We start from the raw sequence: 16,401 nt of genomic DNA on the forward strand, positions 1-16,401 counted from the left end.
TCGTATGCCTCGGTGAGCGTGATATCTCGTTCTTCGGCAAAGTCTTTCACACGACCATGCGTTGCGTGGGAGAGGTCTACGTTCGGACGCATAAGTCTTAATAGACGTGCAGACGTTATAGACGTTACGGCGAATGAAGCGCACCAACGAGTTCGAAGTAGTTCCGAAATCCGACGCGGACGAGGAGTTGCTTCGCCGTTTGTTGGACGCTTCGGCCGCTCTCTGGAACGAGATCAATTACCAGCGCCGAACCAACTTCGAAGATCCAGACGGCGACGTTTGGGAGATCGACGAGTACCGCGGTCGGTACGGGGGGACTCTCGGCGCTTCGACCGTTCAACAGATCGAACGCAAGAATCGCGAAGCGTGGAACTCGTTCTTCGCCAATCGAGAGAAGGGCGAACCCACCGGAAAGCCCGGCTTCTGGGGCAACCAAGACGAGGGCCGCGAACTGCGGACGTACATCCGTAATACGTCGTACTCGGTCGAGTGGGGCGAATACTCCCGACTCGAGATTCTTGTCGGTCAGGACCTGAAAGAGGAGTACGGTCTTGGATACCACGAGCGCCTTCGGCTCGAGGTTCGGGGCGATCCGAACTGGAAAGACTACGACAAGCAGGGCCGGTTGGAACTGTACTACGACGACCGTTCGGGTCAATTCAGGGCCTTTCAGCCAGTTACAATCGACAATTCTCGACTGGCACAACCACTGGCGGACGAATCCGCCGCTCTGGATATTGGCGCGAACAATATCGTTGCATGTACGGTTTCGACCGGCGAGCAGTACCTGTACGAAGGTCGCGATCTGTTCGAGCGGTTCTGGGAAACGACCCAACGAATCGCTGAGTTCCAATCGAAGTTGGACGATCAGCGCCGGACAAGCAAGCGGATCGACCGCTTGTATCGAAAGCGGACTCGACGACGCGACCACGCGATGCACGCGCTGGTCCGCGACTTGATCGAACGACTGTATGAACATGGTGTTTCGACGGTGTACGTCGGTGACTTAACCGACGCCCTCGAGACTCACTGGTCGGTTCGGACGAACGCTAAGCTGCACAACTTCTGGGCGTTCCGGCAGTTCGTCAAACGACTCGCCTGTACGGCCGAAGAGTTTGGCATCACCGTCGAAGTGCGAACGGAAGCGTGGACCTCGAAGACGTGTCCAAACTGCGGTTCGACCGAAGACACGACGCGGCATCATGACACGCTGACCTGTCACTGCGGCTTCGAGGGGCACGCAGATCTAGTCGCGAGCGAGACGTTCCTGAGACGGTACGAAACGGTAGCAGGGCTGATGGCACGGCCCGTGTGCCTCAAGTGGGACAGCCACGAATGGCTGGAGTCACCACGCTCTCCCCGTCCCAACGAGGAACACACGAACCCGCAAGTTGCCTCCGTGGACTCGGCGTAGCCGAGACTCCCAGCGCGAGGAAACCCCGGCGTGAACGCCGGGGAGGATGTCATGCCACGTCGTCGTGGGTCAACAGCGGTCGCGTTCGCTCGCCCGCGGGCGGCTCGTAGGTGATGACTTCGAGCAGGTTCCCGTCGGGATCGAGGAAGTAGAACCCCTCGAACTCGCCCCAGTCGTAGGGTCCCTGGTTCGGGAACTGGCCCTCGAGCCGGTCCAGCAACGCGTCGTAGTCCGTGCGGTCGGTCTCGAACGCCAGGTGGGCCTTGTCGAGGGGGTGATCGAGACCCCGCTGCTCCCAGTTCTCGGCACGGCCGGTCTCGACCAGCGTGACGACCGTCTCGCCGGCCCGGAACATCGCGTGATCGCCCTGAAAGTCGTCGGGCGGTCTGACTACCTCCAGACCGAGCGTCTCCCGGTAGAACTCGTAGCAGGGCTCGAGCGCGTCGACGTCGACGTTGACGTGATCGACGGCGTCCATGCTAGGACTCCGGTTCGATCCGCGATCGCGACGGGGTTCGTCGCCACTCCGGTTCCTCTCGGGGCGGCGCGAGGACCCCGATGCCGACGGCCGCCTCGTCGCTTCGGTTCTCCGCGCCGTGGCGCTCGTTCGGGTGGAACAGGTACGCGTCGCCCGCCCGAAGCGGGTACTCCTCGCCCTCGACGACGGCGACGAGTTCCCCCTCGAGGACGAACCCGATCTGTTCGTTCGCGTGCGTATGCGTGGGCAGCGTCGCCCCCGGTTCGATCCGCCAGTAGACCATGCTTGCCCGTTCGCCCGCCGGGAGGTCCGCCAGCGACACCCCGTCGGCGACCTCCTCGGACGCCGCGTCGGTCGTCGATACTCGTTCCATGGGAACAGGGACCACTCCCCACGCCGACACTGATAAACGTATCATGAAAACCCTTTAAGCCCCTCTTCGGTGTGGGGTGTCCCATGCTAGCACAGAAATCGGTCCGACTGTTCCACCTCCCGTTCTCGTTCATGCTCCCACAGAAGGTAGCCGCTGAGGCGGGATACTTCCGCGAGGAGGGGCTCGCGGTCGAACTGGTCGAACGGGACCGGCGCGACGTCTCCGTCAAGTACATCCCCGCCGAGGAAACGCTGACCGGGGCGTACGACGTGGATCTCTACCCCATCTGTAAGTGGGAGAGCATCCGCCGGACGTGGGAGATGGACGACGGCCGAATCGTCGCCAACGGAACGTTCGCGAACCTTCCCTACACCGTCGTGACCCGTCCCGACTCCGATATCGAGTCCCCGGCCGACCTCGCGACCGTCCCGGTCGGCGTCAACCTGCGAACGGGGCAAGAGTACACCGCACGGAAGGCCCTCGAGGACCACCTCGAGCCCGACGAGATCGACCTCGTCGGCTGCGGAATGCCGACCGACCGGCTACAGGCGCTTTACGAGGGACGGGTCGACGCCGTGACGCTCATCGACCCGCACACCACCCTCGCCGACCACCTCGGCTTCCAGCGGCTGCTCGAGTACGACAACCACATGGGGATCGTCGGCGACGAGAGCATCGATCGGGACGTCCTCGAGGCGTTCCTGCGGGCCTACGGCCGCGCGGTCGAGGACGTCAACGCACGCCCAGAGGCCTACCGCGAGACCTACCTCGAGTTGCTCGCGGCCGACGCCGCGGTCGCGCCCGCACTGTTCGACGACGTGGACATGGACGCGGTTCGCGAGGATCTCACCGTCCCACGCTACGAAGTACCCGACCCGGTCGACCCCGACGAACTCGACGGTCACCTCGAGTGGATGCGAGCGCGCGGCCTGATCGACGACGAGGCGGCGATCGACGACATCGTCGCGTCGCTGTGAGTTCCAGCCATGACCGACATCGACATCAGTACCCAACAGGCGGCGATCGACGAGTATCAGGGCGACCCCGGCGACCGACCCGTTCTGCGGGCCCGGTTCGAACACAACGGGAGCCCGCGGTACATGCTCTATACGATCACGCGGTTCGGCATCGATCACGACCACGGCTTCCACCTCGACCTGCAACTGGTCTCGGACGAACTGGACGAGGGCCGCGAGACCGTCGAGGCGAAACTCCAGGAGGGCGACGCCGACCTGATCGACATCGACTACGTCTCGACGGCGCGGGAGCGCGCCGCGGGCGCGCCGATCGTCGCCTTTCATCCCTACGGCCAGACGGTCGGCGGCCTCGTCGTCCCCGAAGACTCCCCGATCGACGGGCTCGAGGCCCTCTCGGGCCACCGGCTCGGCGTCGTCAGACGCCGCGACAAGAACTGGATCCTCGTCCGGGCGGCCTGCCGCGAGTTCCACGGCTTCGATCCCGACGAGACGGCCACCCCGGTCGAGGCCGGCTCGAAAGTCGAACTCACTCGGCTGCTCGAGGACGGTGAGGTCGACGGCGTCCTCCAGTTCTGGCAGATAATTCCCGAAATCGTCGAAACCGGGCCGTATCGCGAGGTCCTCCCGATGTCGCGGGTGGTCGACCGGCTCGCGGACGCCGATGCCGGCGGTGAGGATCGGCCGATTCCCGTCTCGACGTTCCTGACGAGCGAGGACTACCTCGCGGCTCACCCCGATGCAGTTCGTGGGTTCCAAGGCGCGTATCGCGACGCGGTCGACCGGTTGCAACGCGACGACGACCTCTGGGACGAGATCGGCGAGCGGCTCATGTACGAGGACGATCCCGCCGTCGTCCGTGCCGTACGGGACCGGTGGCGCGAGATGGTCGTCCGCGACTGGGACGAGGGCACCGTCGACGGGATGGAACGGCTGTTCGACCGACTGAAAGGTGTCGCCGGCGCGGACGCCCTCGGCGTCGCGGAACTCCCCGACGGGCTGTTCCGGCTCGACCTCGAGGTGAAGACATGAGCGGACCCGCTCCGCTCGCCTTCCAACTCAACTGGGAGCCCAACGGCTTCCAAGCACCGTATTTCCTCGCTCGTGAGGCGGGCCACTACGAGGACGAGGGGCTCGCCGTCGAGTTCGTCGAGGGCCACGGCTCGCCGTACGCGGCCGAACGCGCGGCCCAGGGCGACGCCGATATCGCACTGGCCGGGGCCAGCGCCGTGCTGGCGAAACGGAGCGAGGGGTTCGAGCCGCGGGCGATCGCCGCGGTGACCCAGAAGACCCCCGCGGCCGTCTACACCTTGCGCGACGTCTTCGGCGAGCCCCTCTCCGAGCCCGAACAGCTGGCCGGGCGGACCGTCGCGCCCTCCGCGACGAAGACCCGGATCCTCACCGCCCAACTGCTCGAGGACGCGGGGATTCGCGACGAGGTCGACCTGCTCGAGGTCGATCCCCACACCCACCACCGCGTCCAGCACAAGGTCATCGACGGGACCGTCGACGCGGCGGTCGGCGTCGTCACGAACGGAATCGAGATCGGCCGCGAACACGACCGGACGCCCGACGAACTGCCGATCGGCGAGTTCCTCGACATCTACGGGATGACGCTGGTCACGAGCCCCGAGTTCGCGGCCGACCACCCCGGGCGGCTCCGATCGTTCCTCCGGGCGACCGCCCGCGGCTGGGCCGACGCGACCCGCGACCCCGAGCGGGCGATCGACGTCCTCGTCGACCGGAACGCCACCCTCGAGCGCAATCGAGCGATCGAGCGGTTGAAATTCGAGACCGCCGCCAACCGGCTGCAGTTCACGCCGTTCGTCCGCGACCACGGCTGGGGGGCACAGGACCCCGACCGCTGGGATCGCCTCGGCGAGACGCTGTCCGAGACGGCGCTGCTCGAGGGGGAAATCGACCCCGACGCCGCCTGGACCGACGAGTTCCGACCGACCGACGAGCAGCTGGTGGCAGAGTACGCCGCCCGGACCCGGCCGACGGCCGACTGAGACGGTTTGTCGTACCGATTTCCCGGTGGGACCGCAGGGCGGTCGCGGTCCTCCCGGGGATGACGGACAGGAGACCGTCCGAGGCCGGGCCGGACCCGCGTTCGGGCGACAGGCATTTACTCCGGTAGCCGCTACATTTGTGTCCGAATGACCCTCGACCACGACTACGACTTCTGGTTACTCGATCTCGACGGGACCCTCGTCGACGTCGAGTGGTCCTACACGCGGGGGGTCTTCGACCGGGTCGGCGACCGGCTCGGTCGCGAGTTTTCCGATCGGCAGGCAGAGATCATCTGGAACGGCCTGACCGGCTCCCGGGACCGCCAACTCGAGGCGTGGGGGGTCGATCCCGACGCGTTCTGGACGGCCTTCCACGAGGAGGAGGACCCGATCGAGCGGGCCGAACGGACCTACCTCCACGAGGACGCCGCCGTCGTCGCCGATCTCGAGGTTCCGGTCGGGCTGGTCACGCACTGCCAGGAGTTTCTCACCGAGCCCGTCCTGGATCACCTCGATATCCACGACTGGTTCGACGCGCGACTGTGCTGTACCGAGGAGACGGGCTGGAAGCCGGATCCGGGGCCCGTCGAGCGGGTAATGAACGACCTCGGCGTCGGCCACAACGGCCATCGCGGCGTCCTCGCGGGCGATGGGGCCTGTGACGTGGGTGCGGCCTGGAACGCCGGCCTCGACGCCATCCACGTCGAGCGCGTCGGCCACGAGCAACGGGGCCGCTGCGTTCTCGGGGACCACCGGGTCACGTCCTTCGACGAACTGTACTGACCGGCCTCGTCGTTCGGCCGCTTCGAGAGCGATGGGCGACCCACCGTCTCACCGAAAGGGCTTCAGGAGTACAGTCGGATTCGGAGTCACAATGAAGTACTGTCTCGACTGCGACTGGCACGCGACCGCCGACGACGACCCCGACCAGCGCGACCGCTCTCGGGCGGCGATCGACCACTACGTCGAAACGGGCCACACGATCGACTCGAGCGAGTCGCTCGTCCGGCCGACGACGCCCGACGGACTCGGGACGGTTCTGGCTCGCGAACTGGCTCCCTCGAGCGACTGACGTATCGAACGGCCGGCCGTCGCTACCCGTAGTACTCCTCGAGATAGTCGACGATCTCGTCGCTCTCGTAGCGCTGTTCTTGTCGGTCGGTGTCGACGAGGAAGGGGATGGCGTCCGTGCCACCGAGGTCCGTCATGGCCTCGTGGGCCCATTCGTTGCAAACCTCGCCGTCGCTTCCGGGCCGACGGGGGTTGTGAATCACGTACGAGACGCCGAGTTCCGTCAACGTCTCCCGAACCGTCGCGCTATGCGGGCAGTCCTCCGCCTGATAGAGTTCGAGCATTCGTCGGTCCGACCACACGGATCGCCATCAACGTTGGCCGGGCAGCCGCCGGCGTCGACCGGTCACCTGACCGTCGTATTCACGCCATCTTACCATTATTTCGACAGGAAAGCTTATGCCGGGACCCTCGCGTTATCGAGCCATGGCACGCGACACTCCGGTACAGAACAGTACAGCCGCGGACGCCACCCAGACACTTCCGAACCTCGTCACGATCGTCGGACGGGGCGTTCCATCGAACTTCGAGATCTCGGTCGACGGCGACCTCGAGATGCTGGCCGACGACCCTGTGGCCGAGGGGACCGTCGTCTCCGGCGGCGTCGCCGAGGGCGCGATCGACGTCGGCGTCCAGCGGTTCCGGTTTTCGGGACAGATGGCGAACGTCCGACTGGTGGACTGGAACGGCAACGAGGCGGCCGACTCCGCGAGCGTCCCGACGGTCCACGTCGAGTACGGCTCGGCCGAGCGATAGGCAGTCACGGCGCTCACGGAGACGGGTAGGGGTTTTCCGGGTCACGACGCTCCCAGCGACGGCCCCGTGGCTCTCGGCGGTTGGAAAGCTCCTCGAGAACGGCACTAATCAGTCGTCGTCGGTCGCGCCGATGCCCGCCTCGCCGCTCCCGGCGGTGGGAGCGATCGAGGGGGGAGCGATCGGGCCGTCGTTCTCGCCGAACTCCGGATCGAACAGCTGGAGAGCGGTGTGGATCGTACTCCAGTCGTCCTCGGCCGCGGCCTCTCGCAGGCTCTTGGTCGGCGCGGCGAGCAGTTGGTTGATCAGCGAGTCGGCCATCGACTCGAGGACCTCGCGGTGTTGCTCCGACGGCTCCTCGAGATGCGAGAGGGCGGTCTCGACCTCTCGGTCCTTCATCCGCTCGGCGGCCTCGTACATCGCCGCGATGGCCTCGTCGGCACGGGCGCGCTTGTACTGTTCGGTCAGGAGATCGAACTCCCGATCGACGATCGCCTCGACCTCGCGAGCGGCGTCGGTGCGTTTGTCGCGCGTCTCCGCGGTAATCGACTCGAGATCGTCCAGATCGAAGACCCGAACGGACGACAGGTCGTCGGCCGCCGGGGCGACGTCTCTGGGCTGGCCCAGATCGACGACGACCTGCTCGCTTGGGCCCTCGAGGTGGCGGGGTTCGAGGACCGGCTCCTCGCTACCTGTCGCCGTGACGACGACGTCGGCGCGCGAGGCGACGGAATCGAGCGCCTCGAGCGGCGCGGCCCGGGCGTCGGTTTCGGCCTCGAGATCGGCGACCAGATGGTCGGCATGGGCGATGGTCCGGTTGGCGATGACGACTTCCGCGACGTCGGCGGCCGCGAGACTCCGCGCGGCGAGTTGTCCCATCTCGCCGGCCCCGACGACCAGCGCGGTCGCGTCCTCGAGCGCGATCTCCTCGGCGGCCCGGCGGGTCGCGGCCGAGCCAAGCGAGACGACGCCCTCGTTGATCGCGGTCTCGGTGCGGGCGCGTTCGCCGACGTGGATCGCCTTCGTGACGCCGGCCTCGAGCATCGAGCCGATGCCGCCGGCGTCGCGCGAATCCTCGTAGGCGGTCCGGACCTGCCCGATGATCTGGTCCTCGCCGAGGATCACCGACTCGAGGCCGGCGGCGACTCGCATGAGATGGCGTAAGCTCTCGTCGTGGTCGGTCACGACGACTGCCTCGTCCGCGACGCCGGCGAAGAACTCCTCGAGGGCGGCTCGACCGACGGCGTGGTCCGGCCCGACGACGTAGGCTTCGACCCGGTTGCACGTCGAGAGGACGTACGCCTCCTCGATGTCGGGAACGGCCAGCAGCTCCTCGACGGCGCTTGACTGGCCGTCGGGACTGGCAGCGGCGAGCTGGTCGACGCTACCGCTTCCGTGTGTCACTCGCGCCGCAGTGACGACTCCGGTCGACATCACGTTCGATCACCCCCTGAGCGTTCCTCGCCGAGCACGTCCTCGATCACTTGGGCACAGTTGGAAGTACCCGTACGTAAAGCTGTCCAAAGGTCCGGGGAATTGACGACGTCGGTGACGATCGCTCGGCGGCGCTCCGCCGGCACGTCGCGGGCCTTGAGTTCCGCCCGCAACTCGCCACAAACCCGCGCCATCTCGCCGGCCCCCGAAAGCGTCTCCTCGAGTTCTTCACGAAGGTACTTGCTCAGCGCGGGCGCGGTGCCGCCGGTCGCGACGGCGACGGTCACCGGATCCTCGCGGACGGTCGCGGGGACGACGACGCTGCCGACGTCGCGTTCCCCCGAGCGATCGGCACGGTTGACCAATGCCCCCCGCTCGCGGGCCGCGTCGGCGACGGCCTCGTTGACCGCCGCATCGTCGGTCGCGGCGACGACCAGAGCGGGCTCGGTCCGCTCGAGCCACGCCGGGACGTCCGCGGGGTCGGGCGCGGCTCGGACCCGTTCGGCCCCGCCGAACTCGCGATCGGCGAAGGCCGGGCTGACGACGATCACCCGCGCCTCGCGGGCGAACCGTCTGGCCTTTCGGGACCCGACGGGACCGCCGCCGAAGATCAGCACCGTCTCGTTCGTGAAATCGTGCAAAAGCGGTATCATCGTAGACGATATGTGTCAGGCGGTCGGCGCTACTGCTCTCTCGTGTTCGCATCGGCTCGTTCCGCCATTCGTATGCCGGTCTTCTTCAAGATCTGCGTCGAGTGCAAGGTATCCCAGTCGTTGGCCGTTACGTCCCAGTACTCCTCCATCCGTTCCCGAACGTGTTCGACTCGCTGCTGGCTTTCGGCCTCGCTACGGCCGTGGGTCATCGCGAAGAAGTTGTACGGCCAGACGCCCTCGTGACGCGGCCGCCGGTAACAGTGTGTCACGAACGGAAGTGCGGCGATTTCGGGGCCGACCTCGGGAACGATTTCATCGGGGACGTTCCAGACCGTCATGCCGTTTTCCGTGTACCCCAGGGCGTAGTGATTCGGCACGACGCCGATCCGGCGGATCTTGCCCTCGCGTTCGAACCGCTTGATCGTCTCGAGGACCCACTCGCGGTCCTGCCCGATCGCGTCGGCGACATCGGCGTAGGGCGTCGCCGTCAGGGGCATGCCGTCCTGGACCTCGATCACGAGGTCGCGTTCGGCCGGGGCAAGCGTCGCCGCGTCGGTCGGCTCGATCGTGGGCCCCAGATCCGAGCGGTCGATGCCGGCCGCCTCGACGTCCCCGTCGCCGTCCAGCGGGCCGTCGACGTAGAACTTGGCCTCGACGCGGAACTCCCGCTGTTTCGGCAGATTGTACGTCTCCTGTCCCGTTTCGGCCTCGATCTCGTCGAGGACCGCCGCGACGCGGTCCTCGTCCGCGACGCTCACGACGAACCAGACGTTGAGGTGGGGGTGTTCGCGCTCGTAGTTGTGGGCCACCTCGCGGTGATCGTTGACCGTCTCGACGATCTCGTCGAACCGGTCGTCGGGGGCGTGCATGGCGACCAGCGTCGCCGCGCCGCCGATCTCCTGGGCGTTGACGAGCGGCCCGAACCGCGAGAGAACGCCCCGGTCGTCGAGGTCGCGGATCGTCTCGAGCAGCTCGGTGGCCGTAATGTCGACCCCGTGGTCGCGCATGGCGGCTGCCGCCGGTTCGAACGGTCGTTCCACGACGGGGAACCCGCCCTGATAGGCGTTGACGACCGCCCGCTCGCGCTCCGTGAGATCGACGTCCGTGGTCATACGAACCCCTCGGGACTGACGGTGTATAAGCGGATTGGAACCTCGGATCCGGCCGTCCACACGGCCGGCTGTCTGCTGCCGACGGTTCACGCCAGTAGTGCGGTACCGGTCGGTATGAAGTAGGTCGTCGACTCGAAATAGCCCGTCCGATCCGCTTCGCGGGCACGACGGACGGCATCGTCCTGCCCCCCGAACACGTCGGCCGACCGACAGCGGTTCGGGCACCGGCTGTCGGTCACACGCGACGGTCTTACTCGCCTTCGACGCCGGTCACGTCGAACCCCAACTCGCGGATTCCCTCGAGGATGGCCTCGTGGTCGGCCGTGGCCCGGTAGTAGATGACGATGTCGAAGCTACCCTCTCGCAGCAGCTGCTGACACTCCCAGACGAACTCCTCGTCCTCCAGCGTCAGGCCCTGGTGTTGGTTCGAGGAGAAGTCGGGGTCGTCGTTGCCCGAGTGGACGAAACAGTCCGTCGGGTCGTAGCCCGACTGTTCGGCGATGATATCGCCGACGTCGATCGTCGCCTGCATCATCTTGACGTCCTCCTGGCCGTCGTAGTCGGTGTGGACGATCGCCCCGTTGAGGTCGATCTCGCCGGGCTCGAGCAGTGCCTTGGTCCGCTGGTAGAGGTCCTCGTCGATCGACTGTTGGTTCGCGTCTGCCATTGTCAGAACCGTGAGGGGCCGGGCCCAAAGCCGTCACGGTTCGGACGGGCCGATCGACCCGTCGTTCGGCGGGATTTTACCCGTCTCGACACACGGTATCAAACCGGTTTCGCGCTCGGAGAAAGACACGCAAGACACATAGGCGTCGGTGACCTTCCTTCGAGTAATGAAGCGGTGGCTCCGAAAACGCGTCGACGCGGCGTACGAGCGGTTGCTCGCCCGCGAAGTGTCGGGCGCGCCGACCCACGTCGCCGTCATTCAAGACGGCAACCGACGTTACGCCCGCAAGCGGGGCAGCGATGCCCACGAAGGCCACCGTGCGGGGGCCGAGACGACCGAACACGTCCTCGAGTGGTGTCAGGACATCGGCGTCGAGGAGTTGACGCTGTACACGTTCTCGACGGAGAACTTCGACCGTCCCGACGAGCAAAACGAGGCGCTGTTCGACCTGCTGTGTGAGAAACTCCACGAGTTCGCGGACGCCGACCGCGTCCACGACAACGAGGTCTGCATTCGCGTGATCGGCGAGACGGACATGCTCCCCGAGCGGGTCCAACACGCCGTCGAATACGCCGAACGCCGCACGCACGACTACGACCGGTTCACGCTCAACATCGCGCTTGCGTACGGCGGTCGCTCGCGACTGCTCGAGGCCACCCGCGGAGTCGCCGCGGACGTGGAGGCGGGCGACCTCGACCCCGAGGAGATCGACATCGAGGACATCGAACGCCGGCTATACGACCGGCCGATCCGGGACGTCGACCTGATAATTCGACCCGCCGGCGAAGAGCGTACCTCGAACTTCCTGCCCTGGCACGCCAACGGCAACGAGGCGGCCGTCTTCTTCTGTACACCCTACTGGCCGGAGTTCTCCAAGGCCGACTTCCTCCGGGGGATCCGAACCTACGAACACCGGGCGGAATCGTGGCGGCGGACCCGCGCCCGGCGCGCGCTGGCCCTGCTCGGTGCCGTCAGCGAGACCGAACTCGCCGAGGCCCGAGCGATCGTCGATCGGTTCCGCGACTCGCTGCCCTCCGCCGAACGGCCCGACGCCGACGATCTCGAGGCCAGTGACTCGGGTAGTCAGGCCGCGGACTGACCGCACCGGTTCTCGTCCCCACCGGTAACGACTACTTCAGCCACCAGAAGACATTTCACTGTCATTATGGCAGTAGTAGTCGTGATGCCGACTCCGAACACCGCCCCTCCAGTCGACGTCGAACGGTTCGTTCGGCTGACGAACGTCCCGCTCGACGAGGCATACACGCTCCTCGCGAACCCGCGGACGCGTCTCGCCTTGCACGCGCTATCGGCGGCCGAACCACCGGTTTCGGTCACCGAATTGGCCGCCGTCGTCGCCGACCGGGACGGCGCCGACGAGCGGACCGTTGAAGCGTCGCTCGTCCACGTCGTCCTCCCGAAACTCGCGGGTGCGGACGTTCTCGAGTACGACGGTGAAACCGGTCGAATCCGTCTCGAGCGCCCGGTCGTCGCGGCCGCGGATCCGTTCACGGACCCATCGCTGCCCGACCGATCGGGGCCGAACGCGTCCCCGTAACCCGCGATCAGCGGCCGAACCGCCGCGACCGGTTACAGTACTCTCGGACCGCCCGGAGGAAATCCCGCTTGCGGAAGTTCCGCCAGTTCACGTCGGTGAAGTACAGTTCCGAGTAGACCGACTGCCAGATCATGAAATCCGAGAGCCGTTCGGCTCCGGTCTTGATCACCAGATCCGGCTCCGACGGGAAGATCAGGTGGTCCTCGACGCTGTCGTCGTCGATCTCGTCGGGCGCTAACTCGCCCGCTTCGACCCGTTCGGCCAGCGTCCGGACCGCGCTGGTGAACTCGTGTTTCCCGCCGAGTCCGATCCCGATTCGGATCGGCGCGTCGGCCCGGGCCCGATCGCCCGGGCCGCGAACCGCGACCGGCCGCGGCGCATCGATCGTCTCGAGTTCCCGTTGCAGGGCCGGCACCGCGGCCTCGTCGAGGACGCTCACGTAGACCGTAATCCGCGATGCGTACTCCGTGGCCCACTCGAAGAAATCGGTCAGCGTCTCGTAGGCTCCCCGTTCTAGGAGATCGCGTTCGGTGATCACGAGCGCGACGTGATCGGGCGGGTCGCCGTCGTGACGCCGGATCCGAAAGGCGAGGTACCGTTCGTACAGTCCCACACCGGCGATTTTCTCGGCGGCTGCTATACCGGTTACGGGTTCGGACCGGTCGTTCGACGGCCGGCCGATTCGTCCGGAGTGGGGCCGCTGAGTGCGGTAATACCCGCCTCGAGCGGTTCACGAAGCTTGAAGTAACCGCCACAGAAAGGGATCGATATCGTGACAGCACCCGTTCGGCGAGCCGGCGTGTTCGCGGCGCTCTGTACGCTCTCGCTCGCCGTGCCGCTCTTCGGTCCGCAGGTAGGTGCCGCCGTCGCGGGCGTCGTCCTGCTCGGGGCCTACCTCGTCCCCGAGGGGTCGCTGTTCGACCTGCTCGCCTACCCGGGCGACTACGAGGACGCGCGGCTGTACGGCCTGATCACGTTCGTCCTCGCGGGGGTCGCCCTCGGGCTCATCGCGACCGCGGCGTCGATGCCGGTCGCCGTCTTCGTCGGGACGATCCTGCTGGTCGGCTACGGTAATCTCGGCGAGCAACTCGTCAGGCTCCGGACGGACAACGACGTCGTTCGCGTCGCCGGTTTCTGTCTCGCGGGGAGCCTGGCCGCCGTCGCCGGACTGGCGGGGACGCGGGCTCTCGCCGGCGATCCCGTCGCCGCCGCGCTGCCGGTCGTCGTCTTTCTGGCCGCGAGCGGTGCCGTTCTCGGCGCGTTGCTCCGGGACATGCTGTTGCGGTCCGACGACCCGATCGTCGTCCTCTCGGTCGGCCTCCTGCTGTGGCTGCTCGCCGAACTCGGCCCCTCAATCGGCCGCCTCGAGATCGTCGTCGCGCTCGCGGTCACGGTCGCGCTCGGCTACGCCTCCTACGCCCTCGAGACGGCCTCGATCGCCGGGATGCTCACTGGCGTCTTGCTCGTCTTGCTGACGATCGTTCTCGGGGGGTACGGCTGGGTCGCCGTCCTCGTTTCCTTCTTCGCCATCGGTGGCCTCTCGACGAAGTTCCGGTACGACCGCAAGACGGAACTCGGCGTCGCCGAGGACAACAACGGGGCCCGCGGCAGCGGCAACGTCCTGGGCAACGCCGCGGTCGCGCTCGTCGCCGTCCTCGGCTACGCGGCCAGCGACGCCGGATTGCTCCCCCACGAACCCGAACTCTTTCTCTTCGCCTTCGCCGGCTCGATCGCGACCGCAATGAGCGACACCCTCTCGAGCGAGATCGGTAGCGTCTTCGATCGCCCCCGGCTTATCACGACGCTCGAGCCGGTCGAACCAGGCACCGACGGCGGCGTCACCTGGCAGGGCGAACTCGCCGGTCTCACGGGCGCGACCGTCGTCGCCGCCATCACCGCCGGCGTCTTCCCCGAGATCGACCTCGTCGGCGGGGCGATCGTCGTCGCGGCCGGCGTCGTCGGGATGACCGTCGACAGCCTCCTCGGGGCGACCCTCGAGGGGCCGCTGCTGGGTAATCAGAGCGTGAACTTCCTCGCGACGCTGTCCGGCGCGCTCGCCAGCGCCGCGCTGGTGATGGTCGTTCCTCTCCTCGGCTGACGTTGGCGTGGACGAAAACCGGCACACGAGTCAGTCGTCCGCAGTCGAGAACGACGGCTCCTCGAGTGACTGTTCGGACTGTTCCTCGAGACCGAATCGATCGTCGGCCCGCGCTTGCCCTCTGGCGGCGGTCGTCGTCGCCCATAGGGTCACGAGAATCCAGACGCCGAGCAGCGCGAGCGCGGCGGTCGCGGGTGGTGCCATTACCGGCCGCTCGGCACTCGCCGCCTATCAACGGTTCGGACCGCTCCCGGCCGGTGAGGACGCCGTCGGAGCCACTGCCAGCACTGTCCACCCGGCCCACGACTCTCCTGCGATCAGTACGAAACCCGGTTCAGTGGCTCTTGTTCGTCTCCGGCGGTCGCTCGGCGATCTCGTCGATCGCGTGGATCCGGACGGCCGTCGGCCGTTTGGTGAACTGCCCGAGCGAGCGGGCGACGATCCGGTCGACGCCGCGGTCGGCCGCCAGATCGAGCAGCCGCTGTCCCAAGGCGTCGTCGAGGACGACCGTCGTCGGCACCGGCTCGAGGTCCTCGAGGGCGTCGTACGCGTCGCCGGTGTGGACCTCGTCGATCGTCTCCCCGTCGCCGTCGAGGAACCGAACGCGGTCGGTCTCCGCACGGACGACGGCGGCTGCGTGGCCGTAGACGGTTTCCGGTGAGCGATCGTCGTCCGATTCGGCCTCGTCAGCGGCCGTCCGGTCACCGCCGGATGCCGGGGACGACTCCGCACCGGTTCGGTTCGGTCCGGACTCGTCCGCCGATCGGGTCGTGGCCGTCCGTTCGGTCTTCGCTTTCGCCGGCTGCGTCGGGTCGGCATCGGCGGCGGTCGCCCCGTCGCCGGCACCGGTCTCGGTCGTGGCCGTCGTCTCTCGACGGTCGGTCGCGTCGGGGCCGGCGTCCGACGGCGGCGGGGACGGCGTCGCACTGCCGTCGGTCGCGGCGACCGCCTCCCGGGGTTCGTTCAGTTCGGCGACGGTGTCGTAGGGGACCTTGTTCCGGAGGGCGGCGAACAGTTCGTGGTGGTCCAGATCCTCGACGGAGCCCTCGGCCGGGGCGAAGGCCACGTAGTCGATGTCGCCGACCTGTGCGAGTTCCTCGAGGATCAGGTCGCCGCCGCGGTCGCCGTCGAGGAAGGCCGTGACGGTACGGTGTCGGGTGAGTTCGGCGACCGCGTCGGGGACGTTCGTCCCCTCGACGGCGATGGCGTTTTTGATGCCGTATTTCAACAACGTGAGGACGTCTGCCCGTCCTTCGACGACGATGATGGCGTCGCTGTCCGTCACCCGGGGACCCGCGGGCAGCCCCTCGTACTCGGTGATGTCCTCGACGCGGACCTGCTGGCGGACCTCCGCGAGGATCTCGTCGGAGGACATGATCGTGTCGTCGAAGCCGGTCCGGAGCAGTTCCTTCGCCCGGTCGACGACTTCCTTTCGCTTTGCCGCCCGGACGTCCTCGATCTCGCGGATCTCGAGGGCGGCCCGACAGGGCCCGACCCGCGAGATCGTCTCGAAGGCGGCCGCGAGGGTGGCGGTTTCGACTTTGTCGAGGCTCGTCGCGATGGTTACCTGGCCGTGTGACTGGCCGCCGGTACTCGTGATTTCGACGTCGATACGGCCGACTTTGCCGGACTGACGGAGGTCGCGAAGGTCGAGGTCGTCGCCGAGCAGGCCCTCCGTCTGGCCGAAGATGGCACCGACGACGTCGCTGCGTTCGACGACCCCGTCGGCCGTCACGTCCGCGTGAATGAGGTATTTCGAGGTGTCTTCCATGGGAGATCTGTCCCCGTGAGGGGCGGTGACGCG

The 16,401-nt window shown here is 67.1% G+C and carries 21 protein-coding genes; 10 read left to right on the forward strand and 11 right to left on the reverse strand.

Annotated elements, in window-relative coordinates; all coding sequences use genetic code 11:
- The first annotated feature begins 133 nt into the window (after nucleotides 1-133).
- Nucleotides 134-1,414, forward strand: coding sequence for an RNA-guided endonuclease InsQ/TnpB family protein (locus ACERIM_RS05760; protein WP_373631688.1), 1,281 nt, complete (start codon nucleotides 134-136; stop codon nucleotides 1,412-1,414).
- A 49-nt stretch (nucleotides 1,415-1,463) separates the two neighbouring features.
- Here the strand turns inward: ACERIM_RS05760 and ACERIM_RS05765 are convergent, their stop codons facing one another.
- Together ACERIM_RS05765 and ACERIM_RS05770 are read right to left on the reverse strand one after the other, a co-directional pair.
- Nucleotides 1,464-1,892, reverse strand: coding sequence for a VOC family protein (locus ACERIM_RS05765; protein ID WP_373631689.1), 429 nt, complete (start codon nucleotides 1,890-1,892; stop codon nucleotides 1,464-1,466).
- Between the two features lies 1 nt (nucleotide 1,893).
- A complete protein-coding gene (locus ACERIM_RS05770) occupies nucleotides 1,894-2,265 on the reverse strand; it encodes a cupin domain-containing protein (protein WP_373631690.1) in 372 nt (123 codons plus the stop codon).
- An 83-nt stretch (nucleotides 2,266-2,348) separates the two neighbouring features.
- Here ACERIM_RS05770 and ACERIM_RS05775 point away from each other — a divergent pair, with 83 nt between their 5' ends.
- From ACERIM_RS05775 to ACERIM_RS05795, 5 genes are all read left to right on the forward strand, one after another.
- The gene (locus ACERIM_RS05775; RefSeq protein WP_373631691.1) at nucleotides 2,349-3,242 is read left to right on the forward strand and encodes an ABC transporter substrate-binding protein; all 894 of its coding nucleotides are present in this window, start codon (nucleotides 2,349-2,351) and stop codon (nucleotides 3,240-3,242) included.
- Between the two features lie 9 nt (nucleotides 3,243-3,251).
- Entirely contained in the window at nucleotides 3,252-4,271 is a 1,020-nt protein-coding gene (locus ACERIM_RS05780) for an ABC transporter substrate-binding protein (protein ID WP_373631692.1), read from the forward strand.
- Entirely contained in the window at nucleotides 4,268-5,251 is a 984-nt protein-coding gene (locus ACERIM_RS05785) for an ABC transporter substrate-binding protein (protein ID WP_006647834.1), read from the forward strand. Before ACERIM_RS05780 ends, ACERIM_RS05785 begins: the two co-directional genes overlap by 4 nt.
- A gap of 147 nt (nucleotides 5,252-5,398) precedes the next feature.
- A complete protein-coding gene (locus tag ACERIM_RS05790; RefSeq protein ID WP_006647833.1) occupies nucleotides 5,399-6,034 on the forward strand; it encodes an HAD family hydrolase in 636 nt (211 codons plus the stop codon).
- A 91-nt stretch (nucleotides 6,035-6,125) separates the two neighbouring features.
- Nucleotides 6,126-6,323, forward strand: coding sequence for a hypothetical protein (locus tag ACERIM_RS05795; protein ID WP_049965823.1), 198 nt, complete (start codon nucleotides 6,126-6,128; stop codon nucleotides 6,321-6,323).
- A gap of 22 nt (nucleotides 6,324-6,345) precedes the next feature.
- On the opposite strand, the gene ACERIM_RS05800 is transcribed toward ACERIM_RS05795, so the two are convergent.
- Nucleotides 6,346-6,606: a glutathione S-transferase N-terminal domain-containing protein gene (locus tag ACERIM_RS05800; RefSeq protein WP_006647831.1), complete on the reverse strand. Its 261-nt coding sequence runs from the start codon at nucleotides 6,604-6,606 to the stop codon at nucleotides 6,346-6,348.
- A 142-nt stretch (nucleotides 6,607-6,748) separates the two neighbouring features.
- Here ACERIM_RS05800 and ACERIM_RS05805 point away from each other — a divergent pair, with 142 nt between their 5' ends.
- Nucleotides 6,749-7,078: a hypothetical protein gene (locus tag ACERIM_RS05805; protein WP_006647830.1), complete on the forward strand. Its 330-nt coding sequence runs from the start codon at nucleotides 6,749-6,751 to the stop codon at nucleotides 7,076-7,078.
- A gap of 108 nt (nucleotides 7,079-7,186) precedes the next feature.
- Here the strand turns inward: ACERIM_RS05805 and hemA are convergent, their stop codons facing one another.
- From hemA to ACERIM_RS05830, 5 genes are all read right to left on the reverse strand, one after another.
- Nucleotides 7,187-8,509, reverse strand: a complete 1,323-nt coding sequence (hemA, locus tag ACERIM_RS05810) for a glutamyl-tRNA reductase (protein ID WP_373631693.1) — start codon at nucleotides 8,507-8,509, stop codon at nucleotides 7,187-7,189.
- Complete coding sequence (locus ACERIM_RS05815) at nucleotides 8,509-9,162, reverse strand: bifunctional precorrin-2 dehydrogenase/sirohydrochlorin ferrochelatase (protein ID WP_049905338.1); 654 nt, start codon at nucleotides 9,160-9,162, stop codon at nucleotides 8,509-8,511. The genes hemA and ACERIM_RS05815 overlap by 1 nt, the downstream gene beginning before the upstream one ends.
- Nucleotides 9,163-9,191: 29 nt before the next feature.
- On the reverse strand, nucleotides 9,192-10,274 hold the full coding sequence (locus tag ACERIM_RS05820; RefSeq protein WP_373631694.1) for an Lrp/AsnC family transcriptional regulator: 1,083 nt from the start codon (nucleotides 10,272-10,274) through the stop codon (nucleotides 9,192-9,194).
- An 86-nt stretch (nucleotides 10,275-10,360) separates the two neighbouring features.
- On the reverse strand, nucleotides 10,361-10,513 hold the full coding sequence (locus ACERIM_RS05825) for a hypothetical protein (protein WP_373631695.1): 153 nt from the start codon (nucleotides 10,511-10,513) through the stop codon (nucleotides 10,361-10,363).
- Between the two features lie 11 nt (nucleotides 10,514-10,524).
- Complete coding sequence (locus tag ACERIM_RS05830) at nucleotides 10,525-10,941, reverse strand: DUF5778 family protein (RefSeq protein ID WP_373631696.1); 417 nt, start codon at nucleotides 10,939-10,941, stop codon at nucleotides 10,525-10,527.
- A gap of 166 nt (nucleotides 10,942-11,107) precedes the next feature.
- On the opposite strand from ACERIM_RS05830, the gene uppS reads away from it, so the two are divergent.
- Both uppS and ACERIM_RS05840 read left to right on the forward strand, forming a co-directional pair.
- A complete protein-coding gene (gene uppS, locus ACERIM_RS05835; protein ID WP_373631697.1) occupies nucleotides 11,108-12,040 on the forward strand; it encodes a polyprenyl diphosphate synthase in 933 nt (310 codons plus the stop codon).
- 84 nt (nucleotides 12,041-12,124) lie between these two features.
- Entirely contained in the window at nucleotides 12,125-12,499 is a 375-nt protein-coding gene (locus ACERIM_RS05840; RefSeq protein WP_006647824.1) for a hypothetical protein, read from the forward strand.
- Nucleotides 12,500-12,506: 7 nt separating this feature from the next.
- Here the strand turns inward: ACERIM_RS05840 and ACERIM_RS05845 are convergent, their stop codons facing one another.
- Nucleotides 12,507-13,112: an undecaprenyl diphosphate synthase family protein gene (locus ACERIM_RS05845; protein WP_006647823.1), complete on the reverse strand. Its 606-nt coding sequence runs from the start codon at nucleotides 13,110-13,112 to the stop codon at nucleotides 12,507-12,509.
- 159 nt (nucleotides 13,113-13,271) lie between these two features.
- Between ACERIM_RS05845 and ACERIM_RS05850 the strand changes: the two genes are divergently transcribed.
- Nucleotides 13,272-14,597, forward strand: coding sequence for a DUF92 domain-containing protein (locus tag ACERIM_RS05850; protein WP_049965830.1), 1,326 nt, complete (start codon nucleotides 13,272-13,274; stop codon nucleotides 14,595-14,597).
- Nucleotides 14,598-14,627: 30 nt separating this feature from the next.
- Here the strand turns inward: ACERIM_RS05850 and ACERIM_RS05855 are convergent, their stop codons facing one another.
- Nucleotides 14,628-14,801, reverse strand: coding sequence for a hypothetical protein (locus tag ACERIM_RS05855; protein WP_172704490.1), 174 nt, complete (start codon nucleotides 14,799-14,801; stop codon nucleotides 14,628-14,630).
- A gap of 130 nt (nucleotides 14,802-14,931) precedes the next feature.
- Complete coding sequence (gene dnaG, locus ACERIM_RS05860) at nucleotides 14,932-16,368, reverse strand: DNA primase DnaG (protein ID WP_373631698.1); 1,437 nt, start codon at nucleotides 16,366-16,368, stop codon at nucleotides 14,932-14,934.
- Nucleotides 16,369-16,401: the final 33 nt, after the last annotated feature.

Origin of the sequence: Natrinema sp. H-ect1 (assembly GCF_041821105.1) — an archaeon.
In the GTDB taxonomy this organism is placed as follows: domain Archaea; phylum Halobacteriota; class Halobacteria; order Halobacteriales; family Natrialbaceae; genus Natrinema; species Natrinema thermotolerans.